Annotated in this window: 19 protein-coding genes; 14 read left to right on the top strand and 5 right to left on the bottom strand. The window is 70.6% G+C overall.

Annotation, left to right across the window (positions count from 1 at the left end; translation table 11 throughout):
• Nucleotides 1–50: 50 nt before the first annotated feature.
• Both ACZ4WQ_RS08100 and ACZ4WQ_RS08095 read left to right on the top strand, forming a co-directional pair.
• Nucleotides 51–491, top strand: a complete 441-nt coding sequence (locus ACZ4WQ_RS08100) for a 4-oxalocrotonate tautomerase family protein (RefSeq protein ID WP_398374166.1) — start codon at nucleotides 51–53, stop codon at nucleotides 489–491.
• Nucleotides 484–1494 (top strand): zinc-binding dehydrogenase, encoded by a 1011-nt coding sequence (locus tag ACZ4WQ_RS08095; protein WP_398374165.1) that lies wholly within the window; start codon nucleotides 484–486, stop codon nucleotides 1492–1494. Before ACZ4WQ_RS08100 ends, ACZ4WQ_RS08095 begins: the two co-directional genes overlap by 8 nt.
• 100 nt (nucleotides 1495–1594) lie before the next feature.
• Here the strand turns inward: ACZ4WQ_RS08095 and ACZ4WQ_RS08090 are convergent, their stop codons facing one another.
• Both ACZ4WQ_RS08090 and ACZ4WQ_RS08085 read right to left on the bottom strand, forming a co-directional pair.
• Entirely contained in the window at nucleotides 1595–2296 is a 702-nt protein-coding gene (locus ACZ4WQ_RS08090; RefSeq protein WP_398374163.1) for a hypothetical protein, read from the bottom strand.
• Nucleotides 2297–2847: 551 nt separating this feature from the next.
• The gene (locus ACZ4WQ_RS08085; protein ID WP_311722350.1) at nucleotides 2848–3849 is read right to left on the bottom strand and encodes a LacI family DNA-binding transcriptional regulator; all 1002 of its coding nucleotides are present in this window, start codon (nucleotides 3847–3849) and stop codon (nucleotides 2848–2850) included.
• A 251-nt stretch (nucleotides 3850–4100) separates the two neighbouring features.
• Here ACZ4WQ_RS08085 and iolC point away from each other — a divergent pair, with 251 nt between their 5' ends.
• The 8 genes from iolC to ACZ4WQ_RS08045 all read left to right on the top strand — a co-directional run bounded on the left by iolC (nucleotide 4101) and on the right by ACZ4WQ_RS08045 (nucleotide 13725).
• Complete coding sequence (gene iolC / locus ACZ4WQ_RS08080) at nucleotides 4101–5063, top strand: 5-dehydro-2-deoxygluconokinase (RefSeq protein WP_398374161.1); 963 nt, start codon at nucleotides 4101–4103, stop codon at nucleotides 5061–5063.
• 4 nt (nucleotides 5064–5067) lie between these two features.
• Nucleotides 5068–5940 (top strand): Cgl0159 family (beta/alpha)8-fold protein, encoded by an 873-nt coding sequence (locus ACZ4WQ_RS08075; protein WP_398374159.1) that lies wholly within the window; start codon nucleotides 5068–5070, stop codon nucleotides 5938–5940.
• Complete coding sequence (gene iolD, locus ACZ4WQ_RS08070; protein WP_398374157.1) at nucleotides 5937–7829, top strand: 3D-(3,5/4)-trihydroxycyclohexane-1,2-dione acylhydrolase (decyclizing); 1893 nt, start codon at nucleotides 5937–5939, stop codon at nucleotides 7827–7829. Before ACZ4WQ_RS08075 ends, iolD begins: the two co-directional genes overlap by 4 nt.
• Before the next feature lie 28 nt (nucleotides 7830–7857).
• Entirely contained in the window at nucleotides 7858–9354 is a 1497-nt protein-coding gene (locus ACZ4WQ_RS08065; RefSeq protein ID WP_398374155.1) for a CoA-acylating methylmalonate-semialdehyde dehydrogenase, read from the top strand.
• Nucleotides 9355–9429: 75 nt separating this feature from the next.
• Nucleotides 9430–10380, top strand: a complete 951-nt coding sequence (locus ACZ4WQ_RS08060) for a TIM barrel protein (RefSeq protein WP_311722066.1) — start codon at nucleotides 9430–9432, stop codon at nucleotides 10378–10380.
• A gap of 9 nt (nucleotides 10381–10389) precedes the next feature.
• Entirely contained in the window at nucleotides 10390–11820 is a 1431-nt protein-coding gene (locus ACZ4WQ_RS08055; RefSeq protein WP_398374153.1) for a sugar porter family MFS transporter, read from the top strand.
• 22 nt (nucleotides 11821–11842) lie between these two features.
• On the top strand, nucleotides 11843–12862 hold the full coding sequence (locus ACZ4WQ_RS08050) for a Gfo/Idh/MocA family oxidoreductase (RefSeq protein WP_311722063.1): 1020 nt from the start codon (nucleotides 11843–11845) through the stop codon (nucleotides 12860–12862).
• A complete protein-coding gene (locus ACZ4WQ_RS08045) occupies nucleotides 12859–13725 on the top strand; it encodes a sugar phosphate isomerase/epimerase family protein (RefSeq protein WP_358845102.1) in 867 nt (288 codons plus the stop codon). The genes ACZ4WQ_RS08050 and ACZ4WQ_RS08045 overlap by 4 nt, the downstream gene beginning before the upstream one ends.
• An 83-nt stretch (nucleotides 13726–13808) precedes the next feature.
• Here ACZ4WQ_RS08045 and ACZ4WQ_RS08040 read toward each other — a convergent pair whose 3' ends face one another.
• The 3 genes from ACZ4WQ_RS08040 to ACZ4WQ_RS08030 form a co-directional block, all read right to left on the bottom strand.
• On the bottom strand, nucleotides 13809–15167 hold the full coding sequence (locus ACZ4WQ_RS08040; protein ID WP_398374150.1) for an alkaline phosphatase: 1359 nt from the start codon (nucleotides 15165–15167) through the stop codon (nucleotides 13809–13811).
• Nucleotides 15168–15319: 152 nt separating this feature from the next.
• Complete coding sequence (locus tag ACZ4WQ_RS08035) at nucleotides 15320–16834, bottom strand: sodium:solute symporter family protein (RefSeq protein WP_311722060.1); 1515 nt, start codon at nucleotides 16832–16834, stop codon at nucleotides 15320–15322.
• Nucleotides 16831–17031: a DUF3311 domain-containing protein gene (locus tag ACZ4WQ_RS08030; RefSeq protein ID WP_398374148.1), complete on the bottom strand. Its 201-nt coding sequence runs from the start codon at nucleotides 17029–17031 to the stop codon at nucleotides 16831–16833. Before ACZ4WQ_RS08030 ends, ACZ4WQ_RS08035 begins: the two co-directional genes overlap by 4 nt.
• A 237-nt stretch (nucleotides 17032–17268) precedes the next feature.
• Between ACZ4WQ_RS08030 and ACZ4WQ_RS08025 the strand changes: the two genes are divergently transcribed.
• The 4 genes from ACZ4WQ_RS08025 (at nucleotide 17269) to ACZ4WQ_RS08010 (ending at nucleotide 21388) form a co-directional block, all read left to right on the top strand.
• Nucleotides 17269–18099 (top strand): hydroxypyruvate isomerase family protein, encoded by an 831-nt coding sequence (locus tag ACZ4WQ_RS08025; RefSeq protein WP_398374147.1) that lies wholly within the window; start codon nucleotides 17269–17271, stop codon nucleotides 18097–18099.
• Between the two features lie 64 nt (nucleotides 18100–18163).
• Nucleotides 18164–19060: a 2-hydroxy-3-oxopropionate reductase gene (locus ACZ4WQ_RS08020; RefSeq protein ID WP_398374146.1), complete on the top strand. Its 897-nt coding sequence runs from the start codon at nucleotides 18164–18166 to the stop codon at nucleotides 19058–19060.
• Nucleotides 19061–19114: 54 nt separating this feature from the next.
• Nucleotides 19115–20902 carry a glyoxylate carboligase gene (gene gcl, locus ACZ4WQ_RS08015; RefSeq protein ID WP_398374145.1) on the top strand — a complete coding sequence of 596 codons (1788 nt, stop codon included), beginning with the start codon at nucleotides 19115–19117 and terminating at the stop codon, nucleotides 20900–20902.
• 36 nt (nucleotides 20903–20938) lie between these two features.
• The gene (locus ACZ4WQ_RS08010) at nucleotides 20939–21388 is read left to right on the top strand and encodes a GNAT family N-acetyltransferase (RefSeq protein WP_468022116.1); all 450 of its coding nucleotides are present in this window, start codon (nucleotides 20939–20941) and stop codon (nucleotides 21386–21388) included.
• The last annotated feature ends 98 nt before the right edge of the window (nucleotides 21389–21486 follow it).

Here is a 21486-nt window from a genome sequence, read left to right as displayed (position 1 = left end):
TATAACGACTGTCATAGATCTTGCGTACGGCACGATAGGGAGACTTCGCCATGCCGATGATCCGGCTCACCGCCCCGCCCGGTTCCCTGACCGAGGAGGGCCGCGGGACCGTTCAGCGCGACCTGGCCACCGTCCTGCTGCGCTGGGAGGGGGCACCCGACACCGCGTTCTTCCGCGCCCAGGCGTGGAGCTACCTCGTCGAGCTGCCCGAGGGGGCGCAGACCACCGCTGAGGACTACGCGCCCCGGTTCCTCGTGGAGGTGACGGTTCCGCAGGGGGCGCTGTCCGAGCGGCGCAAGGCCGGCCTGGTCGAGGACGCCACCAGGACCGTGCTCGCGGCCGCCGGGCTCTCCCCGGCCGACCCGGGCGACGCCCTGCGCGTGTGGGTGCTGGTGCACGAGCAGCCCGACGGCACCTGGGGCGCGGGCGGCTCCGTCATCCGCTACGCCGACCTGGTCGCGCTCGCGAAGGAGCAGCGGGCCGATGCGTGAACTGACCTACGTCGCCCGGCACACCGTCGAATGGCGCGAGGCGCCCGACCCCCGGCTGGGCTCCGACCGTGAGGCGATCGTCGCCCCGGTGGCCGCCACCACCTGCGACGTCGACTCCGCGATCCTGGCCGGGCACACCTTCGTCGACCCGCCCTTCGCCCTTGGCCACGAATGCGTGGCCCGGGTCGTCGAGACCGGCGACACCGTCACCACCGTGGCCCCCGGCGACCTGGTGGTCGTCCCCTGGTCCCTCAACTGCGGCACCTGCGGCCACTGCCGCGCCGGGCTGACCGCGCACTGCACGGCCGTACCGCACATGGCCATGTACGGCGCGCCGATCGGCGGCAGCTGGGGCGGCCTTTTCTCCGACCTGGTCCGTGTGGTGTGGGCGGACGCCATGCTCGTCCCCCTGCCCGCCGACCTCGACCCGGTCGCCATGGCCTCGGCCGGCGACAACTGGTCCCTGTCGTGGCGCCTGGTCGCCCCCCACCTCAAGGACAGGCCGGGGGCGCGCGTCCTGGTCGTCGCCCGCGGCAGCATCGGCCTGTACGTGTGCGACATCGCCCGAGCGCTCGGCGCCTCCGAGGTCCTGTACGTCGACCCCGACCCCGGACACCGCGAGATCGCCCGCGGCTACGGCGCCGCCACCGCCGAGACCCTCGAGCCCGTCCGGCACGGATTCGACATCGCCGTCGAGGCCACGGGCCGCGTCGGCCAGCTCGCCCTGGCCGTCAAGTCCCTCGCCCCGGAGGGCATCTGCGAATCGGCGGGCAACCACTTCCGCCCCGGCGAGCTGCCCCTGCTGGACATGTACCTCACCGGCGTCACGATGCGCATCGCCCGGGACAACGTCCGCAACCACATCCCCGACGCCCTCGAACTCGCCCGCTCCGGCACGGTCGACCCCGCACGGGTCGTCTCCCACGTCCTCGACTGGGAACAGCTCCCCGACACGCTGCCGGAGAAACACCTCAAACCGGTTTTCGTCCGCGCCGACGGCTGACCACGCCCCCAGCGCCCGATACTGCCCGGCGCGCCGGTGTGCCGCGGATCGGCGGGCACGACCTGCGGCACACCACAGCCACCTCCGCGCGGGCGATGGCTCAGGACAGGAAGCTGCCGTACGGGCCGTTCAGGATCCCGTTCTTCTGGGACTGACTGAAGTGACAGTTCGGGTAGTCGTAGAACGACGCGGACATCGGTGTGCCATCGGTGGACGTGGAGTCGGGCAGACCGAAGGCATGGCCCAGCTCGTGCACCATGCCGCCGTACCACCGGTTCATATTGCCGTTGGTCCCGGCGGCACCGTCGGCGTCGTGGCCGCTGAGGATCACCCAGCCGCCGCCACCGCCGCCACCGGAGACGCCCTGGGCCTCGGCGCTGATCTCGCCGACGCACAGCCAGCGCGAGTCCGGGGCCTGGAGGGACAACTTGCGCAGCAGCTCCTGGTGCATGTTGAACACGACCCACCAGTACGGGTCGTCGCCGTTCGGCGTGTTCTCGTACCAGGCCCGGTTGCGGTCGCCGTTGACCACCTCCACGGCCGGGGTGTTCAGCTTGAACGTCTTGCCGAGTTCCTGCCGGTAGTAGCGTTGCGACTCCTGCATCACACGGGTGATGCCATCGGGATACCGCTGGTCGAACGCCACATCCGAAGGCTTGAGCCAGAACACTCGCACGGTCCCGGTCGGCGGGGCGGCGGCCGCTTTCGTCGCGCCCGTCGCGGCCTCGGCTGTCCCCGCGAACACCCCGGAACCTAACGCTGCCATCCCCGCCGTCGCGGTCAGCACCGCGCGGCGTGTCATCCTGCCACTTTCCACCGGACGTCCCTCCTCGGTGTACCAGTACATGACAATACGAAGCTAGCACCAACTTGCGGTATTGCGAACCATGTTCGAAATGCCGACCGACGCCTTCCCCCTAACTCGCCGGCGCGGCCGCGGGGAGCAGCAGGCACTCCGACCGAGATCCACGAGACCCCGGCCACCCCGGAGGTCGCGGGCTTCATCCGACGGTGCAATCTGCTGGACGGCCGGGTCGACGAGGCTCCGGCGGAGGGCCGGACCGTACGGGTCGAACTGGGCACGACGGGGCGGCACTTGAAGGTCGTACGGACGCGGGAGGATCACGCAGTGTTCCTGCACGGGCGCCCGCTTCGAGTACCAACTCGCCGTCGGCGGCCTCGACATCCACGCCGAGAGCCCGGTCCGCCACGAGGGCCAGGAGATCAATCTGCTGATCCGGCCCGAGGACTGCCTCCTCTACCCGGTGGCGGGCTGATCCGCGGCCGCTCACGCTTCGCCCTCGGGGGGCCGGACATGGTGTCCGGTCCCCCACCGGGCTCTGCGGGGCGTGTTCAGTCCGCCCGTCGCGGCGGTGGCGCGCTGGTCCCCCGCACCACGAGCTTCGGGTCCAGCACCGCCTCCCGCGGCTCCAGTTCCGGGTTCTCCAGCCGTTCCACGGCGAACCGCACCGCGTGCTCGGCCATCAGCACCGCGTCCTGGCGGACGGTGGTCAGGCCGATCGGCATGAGGTGGGAGAGGTGGCTGTCGTCGTAGCCGACGACCGACATGTCCCGTGGGACGTCGACACCGCCGCGCGCCAGGGCCATCCACACGCCCATGGCGCAGCGGTCGTTGCCCGCGAGGACCGCCGTCGGCAGGGGCAGGCCCCGGTCGCGCTCGTCCAGGAGCAGACGGCCGGTCTCGATCCCGGACTGCTCGGTGTGCTCACCGGGGATCACCCGGATCTCCGGCTCCAGTCCGTACCGGCGCATCGCGGCCCGGTAGGAGCGCCGCCGCTCGGCCGACCCGGGCCCCCGGCCGCCGTCGATGTGCACAATCGCGCGGTGCCCGAGTCCGACCAGGTGGTCCATGGCCTGCCGGACCCCCTTGCCCTCGGCGCTGTGCACGAAGTCCACGCGGGCGCGCGGCGCCCGGTGGCCGACCGACACGGTGACGGCACGCTGCCCGAGCTCATCGAGGTAGGCGGGGGCCGCGTCGGGGCCGAGCAGGATCAGCGCCTCGCAGCGGTGGCCGAGCAGCGCCTCGACCGCCTTGGCCTCGCTCCGTCCCTCGGCCGCCGCGGAGAGCAGGACGTCGTAGCCGTGGCGTTCGGCCTCGGGGTAGATCCCTTCGATGAGGTCCGTGTGGAAGGTCTGGTGCACGGTGAACATCACGCCGAGTGTGCGGCTGCGGCCACGGGCCAGCAGCCGGGCGGCGCTGTCGGGGCGGTAGCCGATCTCGTCGGCGACCCGCAGCACGCGCTCGCGGGTCTCCCGGCTCGCTCCCGGCTGGTTGCGGAACACGATCGAGACCAGCGCGCGGGACACTCCCGCCTTGTCGGCGACGTCGGCCATCGTGGGCCGCTGCCTGCCCGCAGTGTCCACCGGTGAATCCACCCCCTTCAACGGGCCCACCCTAGGGCAGCCGCGAAATCCTCTGGCAACAAGCTATTGACATGACATTTGGACAGGGGCCATCGTACTCGCACTAGAGCGCGCTAGTAGAGCGCGACAGCGACCCCTCTCCCGTGAGAAATCCCCTGAGAAATCCCGTGACAACTCCCCTGACAATTCACCGGATCTCCGGAGCGAAGGGAACCAGCGTGATGCCGTTCGACGTACTGACCATGGGCCGCGTCGGAGTGGATGTGTATCCGCTCCAGTCGGGCGTGGGGCTGGCCGAGGTCACCTCGTTCGGCAAGTACCTCGGCGGCAGCCCGACCAACGTCGCCGTCGCCGCCGCCAGGTACGGGCGCGCCTCGGCCGTGATCACCAAGACCGGCGCGGACCCGTTCGGGGACTTCGTCCGGACGGCCCTGGCCGGGTACGGCGTCGACGCCCGCTTCGTCGGTACGTCGGAGATCGCACCGACCCCCGTGACCTTCTGCGAGATCTTCCCGCCGGACGACTTCCCGCTCTACTTCTACCGGCTGCCCAGCGCCCCTGATCTGGACATCCGGCCCGAGGAGCTGGACCTGGCGGCGGTGCGCGACGCCCGGATCTTCTGGATCACCGGCACCGGGCTGAGCGAGGAGCCGAGCCGTGCGGCGACGCTCGCCGCGCTCGCGCACCGGGCGAAGGCGGGGACGACGGTGTTCGACCTGGACTGGCGGCCCATGTTCTGGAAGAGCGACGCCCGCGCGTACTACGCCGAGGCCCTGCGCCACACCACCGTGGCCGTCGGCAACCTCGACGAGTGCGAGGTGGCGACCGGCGAGCGCGAGCCGTATGCCGCCGCGAAGGCGCTGCTCGCCGCCGGGGTGGAGCTGGCCGTGGTGAAGCAGGGCCCGAAGGGTGTGCTGGCCATGGACCGGGACGGCTCGGCCGTCGAGGTCCCGCCGGTGCCGGTGGAGGTGGTGAACGGCCTGGGCGCCGGTGACGCGTTCGGCGGCGCGCTGTGCCACGGGCTGCTGTCCGGCGGGGACACCCGGCGCACGGTGTCCTTCGCCAACGCCGCCGGCGCGCTCGTGGCCGGCCGGCTGGCCTGCTCGGAGGCGATGCCGACCGAGGACGAGGTGGCGGCGAAGCTGCGCGAGACGACCGAAGACGACCTTCAGCGAGAGGTGTGACAACGTGCTGTCCGACAGTGTGAGCCGGATCGTGGAGGCCCGGGTCAGCGACCCAGGAGCCATCGCGGCGGCGGCCGAACGGCGGGTGAGGGCCGCCTCGCCGCTGGGCGAGCACGGCAAGGCGATGATCATCGCCGCCGATCATCCGGCGCGTGGCGCCAACGCGGTCGGTGGCGACCCCACCGCAATGGCCGACCGCTTCGAGCTGCTGGACCGGCTGTGCACCGCGCTGGAGCGGCCGGGCGTGACCGGTGTGCTGGCCACCGCCGACATCCTGGAGGATCTACTGCTGCTCGGGGTCCTCGACGGCAAGAGCGTCTTCGGGTCGATGAACCGGGCCGTTCTCGCGGGGTCGGTGTTCGAGATCGACGATCGCTTCACCGGCTACGACGCCGAGACGATCGCCGCGCTGGGCTTCGACGGCGGCAAGATGCTCACCCGCATCGCCCTGGAGGACCCGGCGACCCCGGCCGCGCTGGAGAACACGGCCCGTGCGGTGAACGAGTTGAACGACCGCCGTCTGGTGGCGATGATCGAGCCGTTCCTCTCCCACTGGCGTGACGGCAGGATCCGCAACGACCTCTCCCCCGACGCCGTCATCAAGTCGATCACCATCGCCTCCGGGCTCGGCCGGCGCTCCGCCTACACCTGGCTGAAGCTGCCGGTCGTCGACGAGATGGAGCGTGTGCTGGCCGCCTCGACGCTGCCCGCGCTGCTGCTGGGCGGCGAGGTCACCGACCCCGACGCGGCCTTCGCCTCCTGGGGCCGGGCCCTGAAACTCCCCACCGCGCAGGGCCTGGTCGTGGGCCGATCCCTGCTCCATCCCTCGGACGGCGATGTGGCCGGTGCCGTGGACCGGGCGGTGAACCTGCTGTGACCAGCGAGAACACCGTACGGCTCACCACCGCACAGGCCCTCGTCCGCTTCCTGGCCAACCAGTACAGCGAGCGCGACGGCCAGGAGCAGCGGCTGATCCCGGGGGTCTGGGGCATCTTCGGGCACGGCAACGTGGCCGGTGTCGGGCAGGCGCTCCTCCAGGCCGCCACCACGGGCGAGGCTGATCTGCCGTACTACCTCGCCCGCAACGAACAGGGCATGGTGCACGCGTCGGTGGCGTACGCGAAGATGCGCGACCGGCTGGCCACCTTCGCCTGCACCGCCTCGACCGGACCCGGCTCCACGAACATGATCACGGGAGCGGCGCTCGCCACCACCAACCGGATCCCGGTGCTGCTGCTGCCCAGCGACACGTTCGCCACCCGGGTCGCCGAGCCGGTCCTCCAGCAGCTGGAGGACACCCGGGGCGGGGACGTCACCGTCAACGACGCCTTCCGGGCCGTGTCGAAGTACTTCGACCGCGTCTCCCGGCCCGAGCAGCTGATCCCCGCGGCCCTGGCGGCGATGCGGGTGCTGACCGACCCGGTGGAGACCGGCGCCGTCACGCTCGCGCTGCCGCAGGACGTGCAGGCGGAAGGCTTCGACTGGCCGGTGTCCTTCTTCCGCCGCCGGGTCTGGCACGTGGGCCGCCCGGTGCCGGAGCCGACCGCCGTGGAGCGTGCCGCGCGGCTGCTGCGCAGCGCCAGGAGGCCGCTGATCGTGGCCGGCGGTGGCACCGTCTACTCGGGTGCCGAGACCCAGCTGCGTGCGTTCGCCGAGGCCACAGGCATCCCCGTGGCGGACACACACGCCGGCAAGGGCGCGGTGGCGTGGGACCATCCGTGCGCGGTCGGTGGCATCGGCTCGACCGGCTCCTACGCGGCGAACCAGCTGGCCGGGGACGCCGATGTCGTACTCGGCATCGGCACCCGCTACAGCGACTTCACCACCGCCAGCCACACCGTCTTCGGCAACCCGGACGTCACGTTCGTCAACCTCAATGTGGCCCGGCTGGACGCCGTCAAGCACTCCGCGGAGCCGCTCGTGGCCGACGCCCGGCTCGGTATCCAGGCCCTGGCGGAAGCGCTCGCGGGCTGGGAGGTCGAGCCGGTCCACCGGGCGCGCGTCCGCGACCTCATCGCCCGTACCCGGGAGATCGAGGAGGAGTGTTTCGCCCCGGACCGCGACACCGGCGGCCTGCCCGCGCAGACGCAGATCCTCGGCGCGCTGCGCGATGTCCTCGGCGACCGGGACGTGGTCATCAACGCGGCGGGCTCCATGCCCGGCGATCTGCAACAGCTGTGGCGGGCCCGGGACCCGAAGGCCTACCACGTGGAGTACGCGTACTCCTGCATGGGCTACGAGGTCGCAGCCGGCCTCGGCGTCAAGATGGCCGACCCCTCGCGCGAGGTCGTGGTCCTGGTCGGGGACGGCTCGTATCTGATGATGGCCCAGGAGATCGTGACCATGGTGTCCGAGGGTCTGAAAGTCATCGTCGTGCTGGTCCAGAACCACGGTTTCGCCTCCATCGGCTCGCTGTCGGAGGCCCTCGGCTCGCAGCGCTTCGGCACCAAGTACCGCTTCCGCGACGGCACTTCGGGCCTCCTCGACGGGGATGTCCTGCCGGTCGACCTGGCCGTCAACGCCTCCTCCCTGGGCGCGGACGTCCTGCACGCCGCGTCGGTTGACGAGTTCCGTGCGGCGATGGAGAAGGCGAAGGCCGCAGGCCGCACCACCGTGGTGCACGTCGAGACCGACCTGTACGGGCCCAACCCGCCCGGCCACGGCTGGTGGGACGTGCCGGTCGGCCAGACCTCCGCACTCGACTCCACGCGCGCCGCGTACGAGACCTACGCCGCCCACAAGCGGGCCCAGCGCCACTACCTGTAATCCCTTCCCCGCAAAGGAAACCCGCACCGTGAAGACCATCGAGCACTGGATCGGCGGCGCCCCGGCCGCCGCCACCGCCCCCGCCACCACCCCCGTCTTCAACCCGGCCACCGGCCAGAAGCAGGCCCGGGTCGCGCTGGGCGGGGCCACCGACGTGGACGCCGCCGTCCGGGCCGCCACCGCGGCCTTCGAGACCTGGTCGGAGTCGTCGCTGACCCAGCGCGCCCAGGTGATGTTCGCCTTCCGGCAGTTGCTCGTCGAGCACGAGGAGGAGCTGGGCCGGATCATCTCGGCCGAGCACGGCAAGACCGTCGACGACGCGCGCGGCGAGATCGTGCGCGGCCGGGAGGTCGTGGAGTTCGCCTGCGGCCTCGGCGACGTGCTCAAGGGCAGCTTTTCCGACCAGGTCTCCCGCGGCGTGGACGTGCACAACTTCCGCCAGCCGCTCGGCGTGGTCGCGGGCATCACCCCCTTCAACTTCCCGGCCATGGTGCCGCTGTGGATGCACCCGATCGCCATCGCGACCGGCAACACCTTCGTCCTCAAGCCCAGCGAGCGCGACCCGTCGGCCGCCAACTTCGTCGCCGAGCTGTACCGCCAGGCCGGGCTGCCGGACGGCGTGTTCAACGTCGTGCACGGCGGCAAGGACGCGGTGGACGCGATCCTCGCCCACCCCGGTATCCAGGCCGTGTCCTTCGTCGGCTCCACGCCGATCGCGAAGTACGTCCACGAGCGGGCCACCGCGCACGGCAAGCGCGTCCAGGCGCTGGGCGGCGCCAAGAACCACGCCGTCGTCCTCCCGGACGCCGACCTGGAGTTCGCCGCCAACCACATCACCGCAGGCGCCTACGGCTCGGCCGGCGAACGCTGCATGGCCCTGTCCGTGGCGGTCGCCGTCGGCGCGGCGGCCGACGGGCTGGTGGCGGCGCTGGAGCGCAAGGCCCGGGAGGTGAGGGTCGGCCCCGGCGACGCCCCGGGCACCGAGATGGGCCCGCTGGTCACCAGGGCGGCCCAGGAGCGGGTCGAGAACGCCGTGGCCACTGCCGCCGCCCAGGGCGCCACCGTCGTCGTGGACGGCCGCGGGCTGAAGGTGGACGGGCACGAGCAGGGCTTCTTCACCGGCCCGTCCCTCCTCGACCATGTCACCGCGGGGATGGACGCCTACCAGGAGGAGCTGTTCGGCCCCGTCCTGGCGATCGTCCGCGTGGACACCCTGGACGAGGCGATCGAGCTGATCAACGCCAACCCGTACGGCAACGGCACCGCCCTGTTCACCGCCTCCGGCGAGGCCGCCCGCCGCTTCCAGCGCAGGGTCAGGGTCGGCATGATCGGCGTCAACGTGCCGGTGCCCGTGCCGATGTCGTACTACTCCTTCGGCGGCTGGAAGGACTCGCTCATCGGCGACTCCCCCGTCCACGGCCGCGAGGGCATCCGCTTCTACACCCTCCCCAAGGTCGTCACCACCCGCTGGCCGCGGCCCGCACAGCAGATCGCCGCCGGGTTCACCTTCCCGACCGCCGGCTGACCTCCCCGCCACCTCTCTCCCCCCGCAAGGAACACCGCAGGAAGATCCCCCGTCCCTCTCCCCAAAGGACACGTCATGGCAACGGCGCCATCCCCACTCCGCACCACCGCGGGCAATCTGTGCCTCGGCTCCGCCCCCGACTCCTGGGGCGTCTGGTTCCCCGAGGACGAGCACCAGGTGTCGTACACCCGCTTCCTCGACGAACTCGCACAGGCCGGCTACACCTGGCTGGAGCTCGGCCCCTACGGCTATCTCCCCACCGACCCGGAACGCCTCAAGCAGGAACTCGAAGCCCGTGGCCTCAAGGTCTCCGGCGGCACGGCCTTCGGCGCGCTGCACCGCCCCGAGGCATGGGACGAGATGCTCGCCCACGTCCGCCAGGTGGCCACGCTGACGGCCGCCGCGGGCGCCCACCACCTGGTCCTGATCCCGCCCATGTACCGGGACGAGAAGACCGGCGCGTTCACCGAGTCCCCCGAGCTGACCCCCGAGCAGTGGGCCGGTTTCGGCCGCGCCGCCGACCGGCTGGGCAGGCTGCTCCTCGACGAGTACGACGTCCGCCTCGTCATCCACCCGCACGCCGACAGCCACCTCCAGACCCAGCCGGAGATCGAGCGGCTGCTGGGCGAGTCGGACGGCCGGTACACGAATCTGTGTCTGGACACCGGGCACGTGGCGTACGGTGGCGGGGACAACCTCGACCTGATCCGCCGGTTCGGCGAGCGCGTCGGCTATGTCCATATCAAGCAGATGGACCCCGGGATCCTCGCCCAGGTCGCCGCCGAGGATCTGTCCTTCGGCGAGGCCGTCAGGCGCGGGGTGTGCGTCTCGCCGCCCGCCGGGGTGCCGAACCCGGCCGACGTGATCGCCGAGCTCTCGCAACTCGACGCCGAGCTGTTCGTGATCGTCGAGCAGGACCTGTACCCGTGCGCTCCCGATGTGCCGCTCCCCATCGCCGTACGCACCCGTGAGCATCTGGCCGACTGCGGCCTGACCGGAATCCGACGCCCGAATCACCACCGGTAGGAGGCGGCCATGGACGTCAGGGACGACACGACACAGGCCCCCACCCCCGCCACCGTCACGGACGACCCCCCGCGCGCGATCTCCCGGCGGCTGCGGATGATCACCGTCATCGCCACCTTCGGCGGACTCCTCTTCGGCTATGACACCGGCGTCATCAACGGCGCCCTGCCCTATATGACCGACGACCTGGGCCTCACCCCGGTCACCGAGGGCATGGTCACCAGCTCCCTGCTGCTGGGCGCGGCCCTCGGCGCCGTCGTCGGCGGGCGGATGTCGGACGCGCGTGGCAGACGGCGTACGATCCTCACCCTCGCCGTGCTGTTCTTCGTCGGCGCGCTCGGCGCCACCCTCGCACCGACCACCGCGGTGATGATCGTGGCACGGTTCGTGCTCGGCCTCGCCGTCGGTGGCGCGTCGGTGACCGTGCCCGTCTATCTCGCCGAGGTCTCCCCCGCGGAGCGGCGCGGCGCGCTGGTCACCCGCAATGAACTCATGATCGTCAGTGGCCAGCTGCTGGCCTTCACCTCCAACGCGATCATCGCGAACGTCGGTGGCGAGAGCGGCGGTGTCTGGCGCTGGATGCTGGTGATCGCCACCGCCCCGGCCGTCGTCCTCTGGTTCGGCATGCTGGTGATGCCGGAGAGCCCCCGCTGGCTGGCCTCCCAGAGCCGCTTCAACGACGCCCTGGACGTGCTCAAGCAGGTGCGCTCGCAGGCGCGGGCCGAGGCGGAGCTCGCCGAGGTGTCCGCGCTCGCCGTCAAGGACGAGCGGGAGAAGCTCGGCGGCTGGCAGGACGTGAAGTCGGTGCCGTGGGTGCGCAAGCTGATGTTCATCGGCTTCGGCATCGCCATCGTGCAGCAGATCACCGGCGTCAACACGATCATGTACTACGGCACCCAGATCCTCACCGACGCCGGCTTCGCCTCCGACAGCGCGCTGACCGCCAACATCGCCAACGGCGTGATCTCGGTGCTGGCCACCTTCGTCGGCATCTGGCTGCTGGGCCGGGTCGACCGCCGCCCCATGCTGATGACGGGGCAGCTCGGCACGACGGCGGCCCTGCTGCTCATCGGCGTGTTCTCCCTGGTGCTGCCCGCCGGGGACGGCAGGGCGTACGCCGTGCTCGCCATGACGATCACCTTCCTCGCCTTCCAGCAGGGCGCGATCTCGCCGGTGACCTGGCTGATGCTCTCGGAGATCTTCCCGATGCGGATGCGCGGCTTCGGCATGGGGGTGGCGGCCGTGGTGCTGTGGCTGACCAACTTCGTGATCGGCCTGGTCTTCCCGTCCCTGGTCTCCGGCATCGGGATCTCCAACACCTTCTTCCTCTTCGTGGTGGCGGGGATCTTCTCCCTGGTCTTCGTCAAGCGCTACGTCCCCGAGACCAGGGGCCACAGCCTCGAAACCCTCGAAGCCGAACTCCGGACGCGCTTCTCCTGACCCCACTCTCCAAGGACAGACCATGACCGTACGTGTAGGCGTCATCGGCGCCGGAATGATCGGCCAGGACCACATCAGGCGCCTCACCGACGTCGTCACCGGCGCCACCGTCACCGCCGTGACCGACATCGACCCGGCCCGTGCCGCCGAGGTCGCGGCCCGGGTGGGCGCGGTGGCACCGGCCACCGGCGCTGAACTGATCGCCTCCCCCGAGGTGGACGCCGTCCTCGTCACCTCCTGGGGCCCCACCCACGCCGAGCATGTGCTGAACGCGATCGCGGCCGGCAAGCCGGTGTTCTGCGAGAAGCCCCTCGCCACCACCGCCGAGGACTGTCTGCGCATCGTCGACGCCGAGCGCGCCCACGGCCGCCGCCTCGTCCAGGTCGGCTTCATGCGCCGCTTCGACGCCGGCTACCGCCAGATGAAGGAGGTCATCGCCGCCGGCTCGTTGGGCACACCGCTGATCGTGCACTGCGCCCACCGCAACCCGACGGTCCCCGAGTCGTACACCTCGGCGATGGCCGCCCAGGACACGGCCGTGCACGAGATCGACGTGCTGCGCTGGCTGCTGGACGACGAGATCGTCTCCGCCCAGGTGATCACACCGCGCGCCACGGGCATGCGGTTCGAGCACCTCGCGGACCCTCAGCTCATGTACTTCGAGACGGCGAACGGCGTCCGTATCGACCTGGAGGTCTTCGTCAACTGCCAGTACGGCTATGACATCCAGTGCGAGACCGTCGGTGAGAAGGGCCTGGTCCGGCTGCCCGACCCGGCCGCCGTCGGGGTCCGTACCGCCGGAGCGCACGGCACGGCGGTCCCGCAGGACTGGAAGGGCCGGTTCGCGGACGCCTTCGACACGGAGTTCCGCGAGTGGATCGCCGGCATCGCGGCCGGTGTCGAGCCCACCGGGCCCTCCGCGTGGGACGGCTATGCCGCCACCGTCATCACCGACGCCGCCGTCCGCTCGCTGGAGAGTGGCGGTCAGGTCGTCACCGTCGACATGAAGCCCCGCCCGGCCTGCTACGGAGGCACCTCGTGAAGATCGCCCTCGACCCGTACATGTTCCGCGCCCTGCCGATCGACGACATGGTGCGCACAGTGGCCGAGCTCGGCTATGAGTACATCGAGCTGTCGCCGCGCGACGACTTCATGCCGTTCTTCCTGCACCCGCGGGCGGACGACGAGCGGATCGCCGAGCTGAAGAGGTCGCTGCGCACCCACGGTGTGCGGCTGTCCTCCGTGCTCCCGCTGTACAAGTGGTCCTCGCCCGACGAGACCGAGCGGCAGGCCGCCGTCCGCTACTGGAAGCGCATGATCGAGATCACCGCGGACCTGGAATGTCCGCTGATGAACTCGGAGTTCAACGGCCGCCCGGAGCGAGCCGCGGAGAGCGAGGCGGCCTTCTGGCGCTCCCTGGACGAGCTGCTGCCGCTGTTCGAGCGGGAGGGCATCGCCCTGAACCTGGAGGCGCATCCGGACGACTTCTGCGAGGAGAACACCCCCGCGGTCGATCTCGTCCGCGCCATCGACAAACCCTGGGTGAACTACCTCTACTGCGCTCCGCACTCCTTCCATCTGTCCGGCGCCGACCCGACGGCGGACATCGCGGCGATGATGCGCTACGCGGGCGACAGGCTCCGCCACGTCCACATCGCCGACTCCTTCAACCACAAGGGATCGTCGGGCCTGCGCTACATCCTCAACCCGCCCGGCACCACGGCCCGGATCCACCAGCACCTGGACATCGGGCAGGGCGAGGTCGACTGGGGCGCCTTCTTCGGCACCCTGCGCGAGCTGGACTTCGACGGCGTGGCCACCGCGTGTGTCTTCGCCTGGGAGGAGCGGGCGCGCGAGTCCTCGGCGTTCATGCTGGACCGCATCGCCAAGGAACTCGCCGCGTAGGCGGCCTGACCCACGGCGAACTCACGGGCGAACGCACGACGAAGGGGAGGCCGTGATCGGCCTCCCCTTCCAGGCGTGTGCGGTCAGCGCAGGCGCAGCGCCTCGCGGAGGGTGCCGAACAGATCGGTCTGGTTGGTCACGCCGAGCACCCGGTAGGCCAGCGGGCCCTGGGCGGCGATGCGGACCTGGGTGCCGGTGTGCTCCTGGGACTGGCCCGGCGTGTTGGTCGAGTAGTTGACCTTGAGCTGCTGGCCCTCGTCGGTGACCAGGGTGGAGGACAGGCCGGGCGGGGTGGCCTCCAGCGGGACGATCTGGCTGGTGTGGCCGTGGTCGGCGGTGGTGACGACGAGGGTGTCGGGGTGCTTGGCGGCGTAGTCGCGGGCCACCTTCACCGCACGGTCGAAGGCGGCGGTCTCGCCGATCTGGCCGCACGGGTCGGCCGCGTGGTCCTGCTTGTCGATGGAGGCGCCCTCGATCTGGAGGAAGAAGCCCTTCCCCGAGCCCTTCTGCTTGGCCTCCAGCAGGTCGATCGCCTTGGTGGCGGAGTCGGCCAGGCTCGGCGTGGTCGACGGGCGGTTGGGGTTGGAGGTCACACACCGCTGCGGGCCCGTGCCACCGACGGCGGCCGCCTTGCCGGTCCATTCGGTGGGCACGTTGCCGGAGGAGAGCAGGCCCAGCACCGGCTTGCCCGCCTTCGCGCTCTTCAGGCCGGCGGAGTCGGTGACCACCTGGTAGCCCAGCTTCTGTGCCTGCTCGGTGACGGTCTGGCCCTTGTAGGCGCCGTCGGTGATCTTCTGGTCGAACCGCTGCTTGCCACCGCCGATGAGGACGTCGACCTTGTGGCTGACGGACTGCTCGGCGATCGAGCCGGGGCCGCCCTTCGCGATGGTGTCGGTGGGGCACTTGGCCATGTCGGCCGGGCCCTGGCAGGAGCGGTCGGTGACATGGGAGGCGAGCACGGCCGGGGTGGCGTCGGTGAGCTCGGAGGTGGTGACGCTGCCGGTGGCGTAGCCGTTCTTCTGCGCCTGCTCCAGGATGGTGGGGACGGCCTTGTCGGTGTCCGGCGTCTTGGAGATGCGGCCGTTGACCGTCTTCACGCCGGTCGCCCAGCCGGTGCCGCTGGCGGCGGAGTCGGTGACGTAGTCCGGGGTGCCGTCCGCGTGCACCGCGTACGTGGTGTAGGCGCCGGTGAGCGGGAACTTGTCCATGTTCAGGCGGCCGTTCGCGCCCACCGTGTAGTCACGGGCGAGCGTGATCTCCGAGTCGCCCATGCCGTCACCGATCAGCAGGATGACGTTCTTCGCCTTTCCGCCCTTGATCGCGTTCTCGGCCTGCGTCTTGCCGTCGGAGGCGCCGGCGGCGGCGGTGACGGCCACGGCGGCGGCGGTCGCGGTGACCGCGGCGGTGGCGATCGTGAGATGACGACGCGAAGGTCTGTGCATGGAAGCAGCTCCTTGGGACGCCCGAGGGGGGCGGGTGTAGATGCCAACGAATCCGACGACATCAGCCATGGGTGAACCGATGGGAAATTCGCGGTCCTGCCCGTATTTCCATGACATGGCGCGTTGGCCGTCGCCGCTGGGCTGTCTGCCGGTCAGCGATCGCCCTTGTGCGGTGCCGCGGCGCCTGTTCGCTCGAAGCGGCCCCGGAACGGCGGGAGTTCCGCACCGCGCGGGGCGCGGGTGGCGGCGGAGACGGCCACCATCACCACGGCGTTGAAGGCGAGGGCGATGACGCCCACGTTGAGGTCCTTCACCGCCTGGGGAAGCCCCGGCAGCAGGCTGCCCACCGTGACGCCGGAGAGGGTGACGACGGCGACCGTGGTGACCCCGACGACGATGCCCGCGGCCGCTCCCTGTTTGGTGACGATCCGCCGTGGCGCGAGGCTCGCCAGCAGTGCGGGGAAGAGCTGAGTGACCAGGGCGTAGCCCATGAGCAGCAGCGAGACGATCGAGCTGCCGCCGTTGAAGGTGAAGTAGAGGGAGATCAGGGCGAGGGCCGGCACGAGCAGTTGCGCGAGGCGGCCGATGTGCCGCTCGCTGGTGTGGGGCCGGGCGAGGCGGTAGACGTTCTTCGCCAGGCAGGTCGCGGAGCTCATGAGCAGCAGCGAGCCTGGGACCAGCGCGGTGAGCAGCCCGGCGCCGCCGACGATGCCGACGAACCACGAGGGGAAGGTGGCGGTGGTGATGCGCAGCAGGGACAGATCCGCGTCGGCGCCCTTGAGGCCGGGCACGACCAGGATGGCGGTGAAGCCGACGAAGAAGACGAAGAGCAGGATGAGCTGGTAGAGCGGCATGAAGATGGCGTTGCGGCGGAAGACACGTTCGTTCTGGGCGCTGTAGGAGGCGCTGAAGGTGTGCGGCCACATGTAGAAGCCGACCGCCGAGAGCAGCACGGTGGACGCGAACCACGAGGTGCTCATGCCGCTGGAGGGCAGGGTGAGGAGCTGGGGGTGGGCCTCGTCCACCGCCCGGAACATCTCCCCGACGCCGCCGTAGTAGTGCAACGGCAGATAGATGCCCAGGATGAGGACGACCGCGAGGATGGCGACGTCCTTGAGCACCGAGGTCCAGGCCGAGCCGTGGATGCCCGAGACCGTCACATAGAGGGTCAGCGCGACCGTGCCGATCACGATGGCCCAATGGGAGGAGATACGGCCGTCGGAGGAGACGGACACGATGATCCCCAGCCCCTTCAGCTGGAGGACGAGGTAGGGCACCATCGCGACGACCCCAACAAGGGCCACCAGCGCGCCGAGCAACGGGCTGTCGTACTTGGCGACGAAGAAGTCGGACTGCGAGATCAGCCGGTGCTGCTTGGCGTAGCGCCACACGGCCGGCAGCAGCCAGTACGACAGGACGTAGGCGAGCGAGGCGTAACAGAGGATGTAGTAGGCGGGTGCGCCCTTGCCGTAGGCCCATCCCGAGGCGCCGAGGAAGGTGAAGGTCGTGTAGATCTCGCCGGCCAGCAGCAGGAAGACGAAGACCGTCCCGAAGCCGCGGCCGCCCACCGACCACTGTTCGAGATCCATGTCCCTGCCGCGGCGGGCGCGGAGCCCCAGGCCCAGGGCCGCGAGGAGGAAGGCGAAGATGACGGCGAGGGCGATCATGAGTTCCGCGCCTCCCGGTTCGCCGGGTCCAGACGGTAGATGACGGCCATGGTCACCGAGATCAGAACGACCCACATGACCAGCCAGAAGAGGATGAACGGCATACCGAGGACGTAGGGCGTCACCCGGTTCGCGAAGAAGATTCCCCCGAGGATCCCGAGGAACGGGATCGCGCCGAGCAGATGGATGGGTTTCACGTCGAGAACCTCCTGAGCCGGGCCGTACACCGCTGCATCAGGGCCTCGCCAACTGACCAGACGGGGCCCGTCTTTCGCCATGCGGAATCAAATTTTCGATTGGCAGATGTATAGGTCCGCCCCGAGGGCCTGTCAAGGCTTTGCGCGTCCGGACGAACGGGGGGTTGTTATTCCGCGATGCAGAAAATACTATCCGCATCTCAGAAGTTGCATAGCGACCCTCGGCCGGGAGAACTGATGAAGCACCGACTTCCCTGCACCGTCAATCTGTCGATCCTGTTCACCGAGCTGCCACTGCTGGAGCGTCCGGGCGCCGCCAGGGCCGCGGGGTTCGACGCGGTCGAGTACTGGTGGCCCTACGCGACGGCCGTGCCGACGGACGCCGAGGCCGACGCATTCGTCCGGGCGGTGCGTGACGCCGGTGTGCGGCTGACGGGGCTGAACTTCTACGCCGGGGACATGCCCGGGGGCGACCGTGGCCTGGTGTCCTGGCCGGCCCGGGCGGCGGAGTTCCGCGACAACATCGATGCCGCCGTGGCGATCGGCGAGCAGTTGGGGTGCCGGTCGTTCAACGCCCTGTACGGCAACCGGATCGACGGCGTCGCCCCGGCGGAACAGGACGACCTGGCGGTGGAGAACCTGGCGCTGGCGGCCAGGGCCGCGGAGCGCGTCGGCGGCACGGTCCTGCTGGAGCCGGTCAGCGGCGCCCCGGCGTACCCTCTGCGCACCGCGGCGGACGCGCTCGCCGTGATCGACCGGGTGGCGGCCGAGTCCGGCACCGGAAACCTCCGCCTTCTGGCCGACCTCTACCACCTCGCCGTCAACGGCGACGACGTGTCCGGTGTCATCGCCGCCCACGCCGACCGCATCGGACATGTACAGATCGCGGACGCCCCCGGACGGGGAGCGCCCGGTACGGGACAGCTGGACCTCGACGGGCTGCTGCTCGACCTCCAGGCCGTGGGCTACGCCGGCCGGGTGGGTCTGGAGTACAAGCCCGAGGGCCCGAGCGCGGACAGCTTCGGCTGGCTCCCCCGCGACCGGCGCGGCGGCGGCCGCCCCTCCTGACCGACCGGGACAGCCCCGGCCATACAAAGAACCCGACCACACGCATGACACGAAGGAACCCACGATGAGTACCACTTCCCGGAAGATCGCCTTTATCGGCCTGGGCATCATGGGCGGCCCGATGGCCGCCAACCTGGTGCGGGCCGGACACACCGTCACCGGCTACAGCCGCGGCCGCGCGGCCGTCGACGCCCTGGTCACGGCCGGTGGCCGGGGCGCCGACACCATCGCCGAGGCGGTGCGCGACGCCGAGGTCGTGATCACCATGGTCCCGGCCGACCCGCAGGTGAAAGAGGTCGCCCTCGGCGAGGGCGGCGTCCTGGAACACGCTACGCCCGGCACCTTGCTGATCGACATGAGCAGCATCACCCCGCAGACCTCTCGGGAGGTGGCGGCCGCCGCGCGCGACAAAGGCGTCCGTACGCTCGACGCCCCGGTGTCCGGCGGGGAGGCGGGCGCCATCGAGGGCGTCCTGTCCATCATGGTCGGTGGCGAACCGGACGACTTCGCCGACGCGTGGCCGGTGTTCGAGGCGCTGGGCACCACCATCGTGCACATGGGCCCGCACGGGGCCGGGCAGACGGTCAAGGCCGCCAATCAGCTGATGGTGGCCATCCACCTCCAGGCGCTGGCCGAGGCCGTGGTGTTCCTGGAGAACGCCGGGGTGGACCTGAACGCGGCACTGGAGGTGCTGGGCGGCGGCCTGGCCGGCTCCACCGTCCTGGCCCGCAAGCGGGAGACGGTGCTCACCCGCGACTTCAGGCCCGGCTTCCGGATCGACCTGCACCACAAGGACATGGGCATCGTCACCGACGCCGCGCGCGCGGTGGGCGCGCCCCTGCCCGTGGGCGCCCTCGTCGCCCAGCTGGTCGCCTCGGCCCGCGCCTGCGGCGACGGCGACCTGGACCACTCCGCGCTGCTGCGCGGAGTCGAGCGGCTGGCCGGCCGCGACCCGCGCTGAACCCACGTCTTTCGACGGACCGACTTCGATGGACCGACCGACAGGAGCATCCTCATGGCTCGCATGACCGCGGCCCAGGCGGCGGTGGAGATCCTCAAGCGCGAGGGCACCACCCATGTCTTCGGCCTGCCCGGCGCGGCGATCAACCCCTTCTACTCCGCGATGCGCACCAACGGTGGACTGACCCATGTGCTCGCCCGGCATGTCGAGGGCGCCTCGCACATGGCCGAGGGCTACACCCGCGCCAGGGCCGGGAACATCGGGGTCTGCGTGGGCACCAGCGGCCCCGCGGGCACCGACATGATCACCGGCCTGTACTCGGCGAGCGCCGATTCGATCCCGATCCTGTGCATCACCGGCCAGGCGCCGGTGGCCAGGCTCCACAAGGAGGACTTCCAGGCCGTCGACATCGCCTCGATCGCGGCGCCGCTGACCAAGATGGCGATGACCGTCCTCGAACCCGCCCAGGTGCCCGGCGCGTTTCAGCAGGCCTTCCATCTGATGCGGTCGGGCCGGCCCGGACCGGTGCTGATCGATCTGCCCATCGACGTCCAGCTGGCCGAGATCGAGTTCGACCCGGAGACGTACGCGCCGCTGCCGGTGTACAAGCCGTCGGCCACCCGAGCACAGATCGACAAGGCCGTCGAACTGCTCCAGGCCGCCGACCGGCCGCTGATCGTGGCCGGAGGCGGGGTCATCAACGCCGACGCGAGCGAGCTGCTGGTGGAGTTCGCCCAGCTGACCGGGGTGCCGGTGGTGCCCACGCTCATGGGCTGGGGCGCCATCCCCGACGACCACCCGCTCATGGCCGGCATGGCCGGACTCCAGACCTCCCACCGCTACGGCAACGCCACCCTGCTCGCGTCCGACTTCGTCCTCGGCATCGGCAACCGCTGGGCCAACCGCCACACCGGCGGCCTCGACACGTACACCCGGGGCCGCACCTTCGTCCACGTCGACATCGAACCCACCCAGATCGGCCGGGTCTTCGCCCCGCACCTGGGCATCGTCTCCGACGCCAGGTCCGCGCTGGAACTGTTCGTCCAGGCGGCGAGGGAACTGCGGGCCGCGGGAGCCCTCAGGGACCGCGGCGACTGGGCCGACAGCTGTCGGCGGCGCAAGGGCACCCTGCTCCGCAGGACCCACTTCGACCAGGTGCCGGTCAAACCGCAGCGGGTCTACGAGGAGATGAACAAGGCGTTCGGGCGCGACACGCGCTACGTCTCGACGATCGGTCTCTCCCAGATCCAGGCCGCGCAGCTGCTCCATGTCCACCGCCCCCGGCACTGGATCAACGCCGGCCAGGCCGGCCCGCTGGGCTGGACCGTCCCCGCCGCCCTGGGCGTCGCGACGGCCGAGCCGGACGCCACCGTCGTCGCCCTCTCCGGCGACTACGACTTCCAGTTCATGATCGAGGAACTCGCGGTCGGCGCCCAGTTCCGGATCCCCTACCTCCATGTGGTGGTCAACAACGCCTACCTCGGCCTGATCCGCCAGGCCCAGCGCGGCTTCGACATGGACTACTGCGTCCAGCTGTCCTTCGACAACATCAACGCCCCCGAGGTGGGCGGCTACGGCGTCGACCACGTCAAGGTCGCCGAAGGGCTGGGCTGCAAGGCCATCCGCGTCTTCGAACCCGACCGCATCGCGCCCGCTCTGGCCGAGGCCAAGAAGCTCATGGCCGAGCACCGGGTGCCGGTGGTCGTCGAGGTCATCCTCGAACGCGTCACCAATGTCTCGATGGGCACCGAGCTCGACGACATCACCGAGTTCGAGGAACTGGCCACCCGTCCCGGCCACGCTCCGACGGCCCTCCGCACGGCCCTCGGACTGGAACTGTAATAGCCACTACCCCCTTGCGCCCCTATACTCCGATGGATGCAGTCCACGACGATCAGGGGCGCCGTCGTGCACGACGCGGCGCGCCTCACCACGCTGATCCAGCAGTCCAGCGCCTACCGGGGGAAGTACGCCTCGATCATCTCCGGGTATCGGGTCACCGCCGACTACATCGCCCGGCACCGGGTCTTCATGGCCGTCGACGCGTCCGGTCGGCTGCTGGGCTTCTACGCCCTCATGGTGGAGCCGCCGGAGTTGGACCTGGCCTTCGTGGCGGATGAAGCGCAGGGAACGGGCGTCGGCCGCCTTCTGGTCGAGCACATGATCGGCCAGGCCAGGGAAGCCGGTCTGCCGAGCGTGCGCGTGGTTGCCCATCCCCCGGCCGAGGGGTTCTACCGGCGCCTGGGCGCCACGCGGGTGGGGACGGTCGCTCCGTCGCTGCCGAGGGTGGCCTGGGAACGCCCGGAGTTGCGGTTCACCATCCCCTGACGAGGCGCGGCCGGATCCGGCTCGGTCCCATGAGGGGGGAACGGCAGTTCGGGAAGGTGCTGTTGGCGATGACTGCCTTACCCTGACACAAGTTTGAT

The sequence above is a fragment of the Streptomyces sp. NPDC028305 genome (genome assembly GCF_055569495.1).
This window is presented reverse-complemented; position numbering and strand designations above follow the sequence as displayed.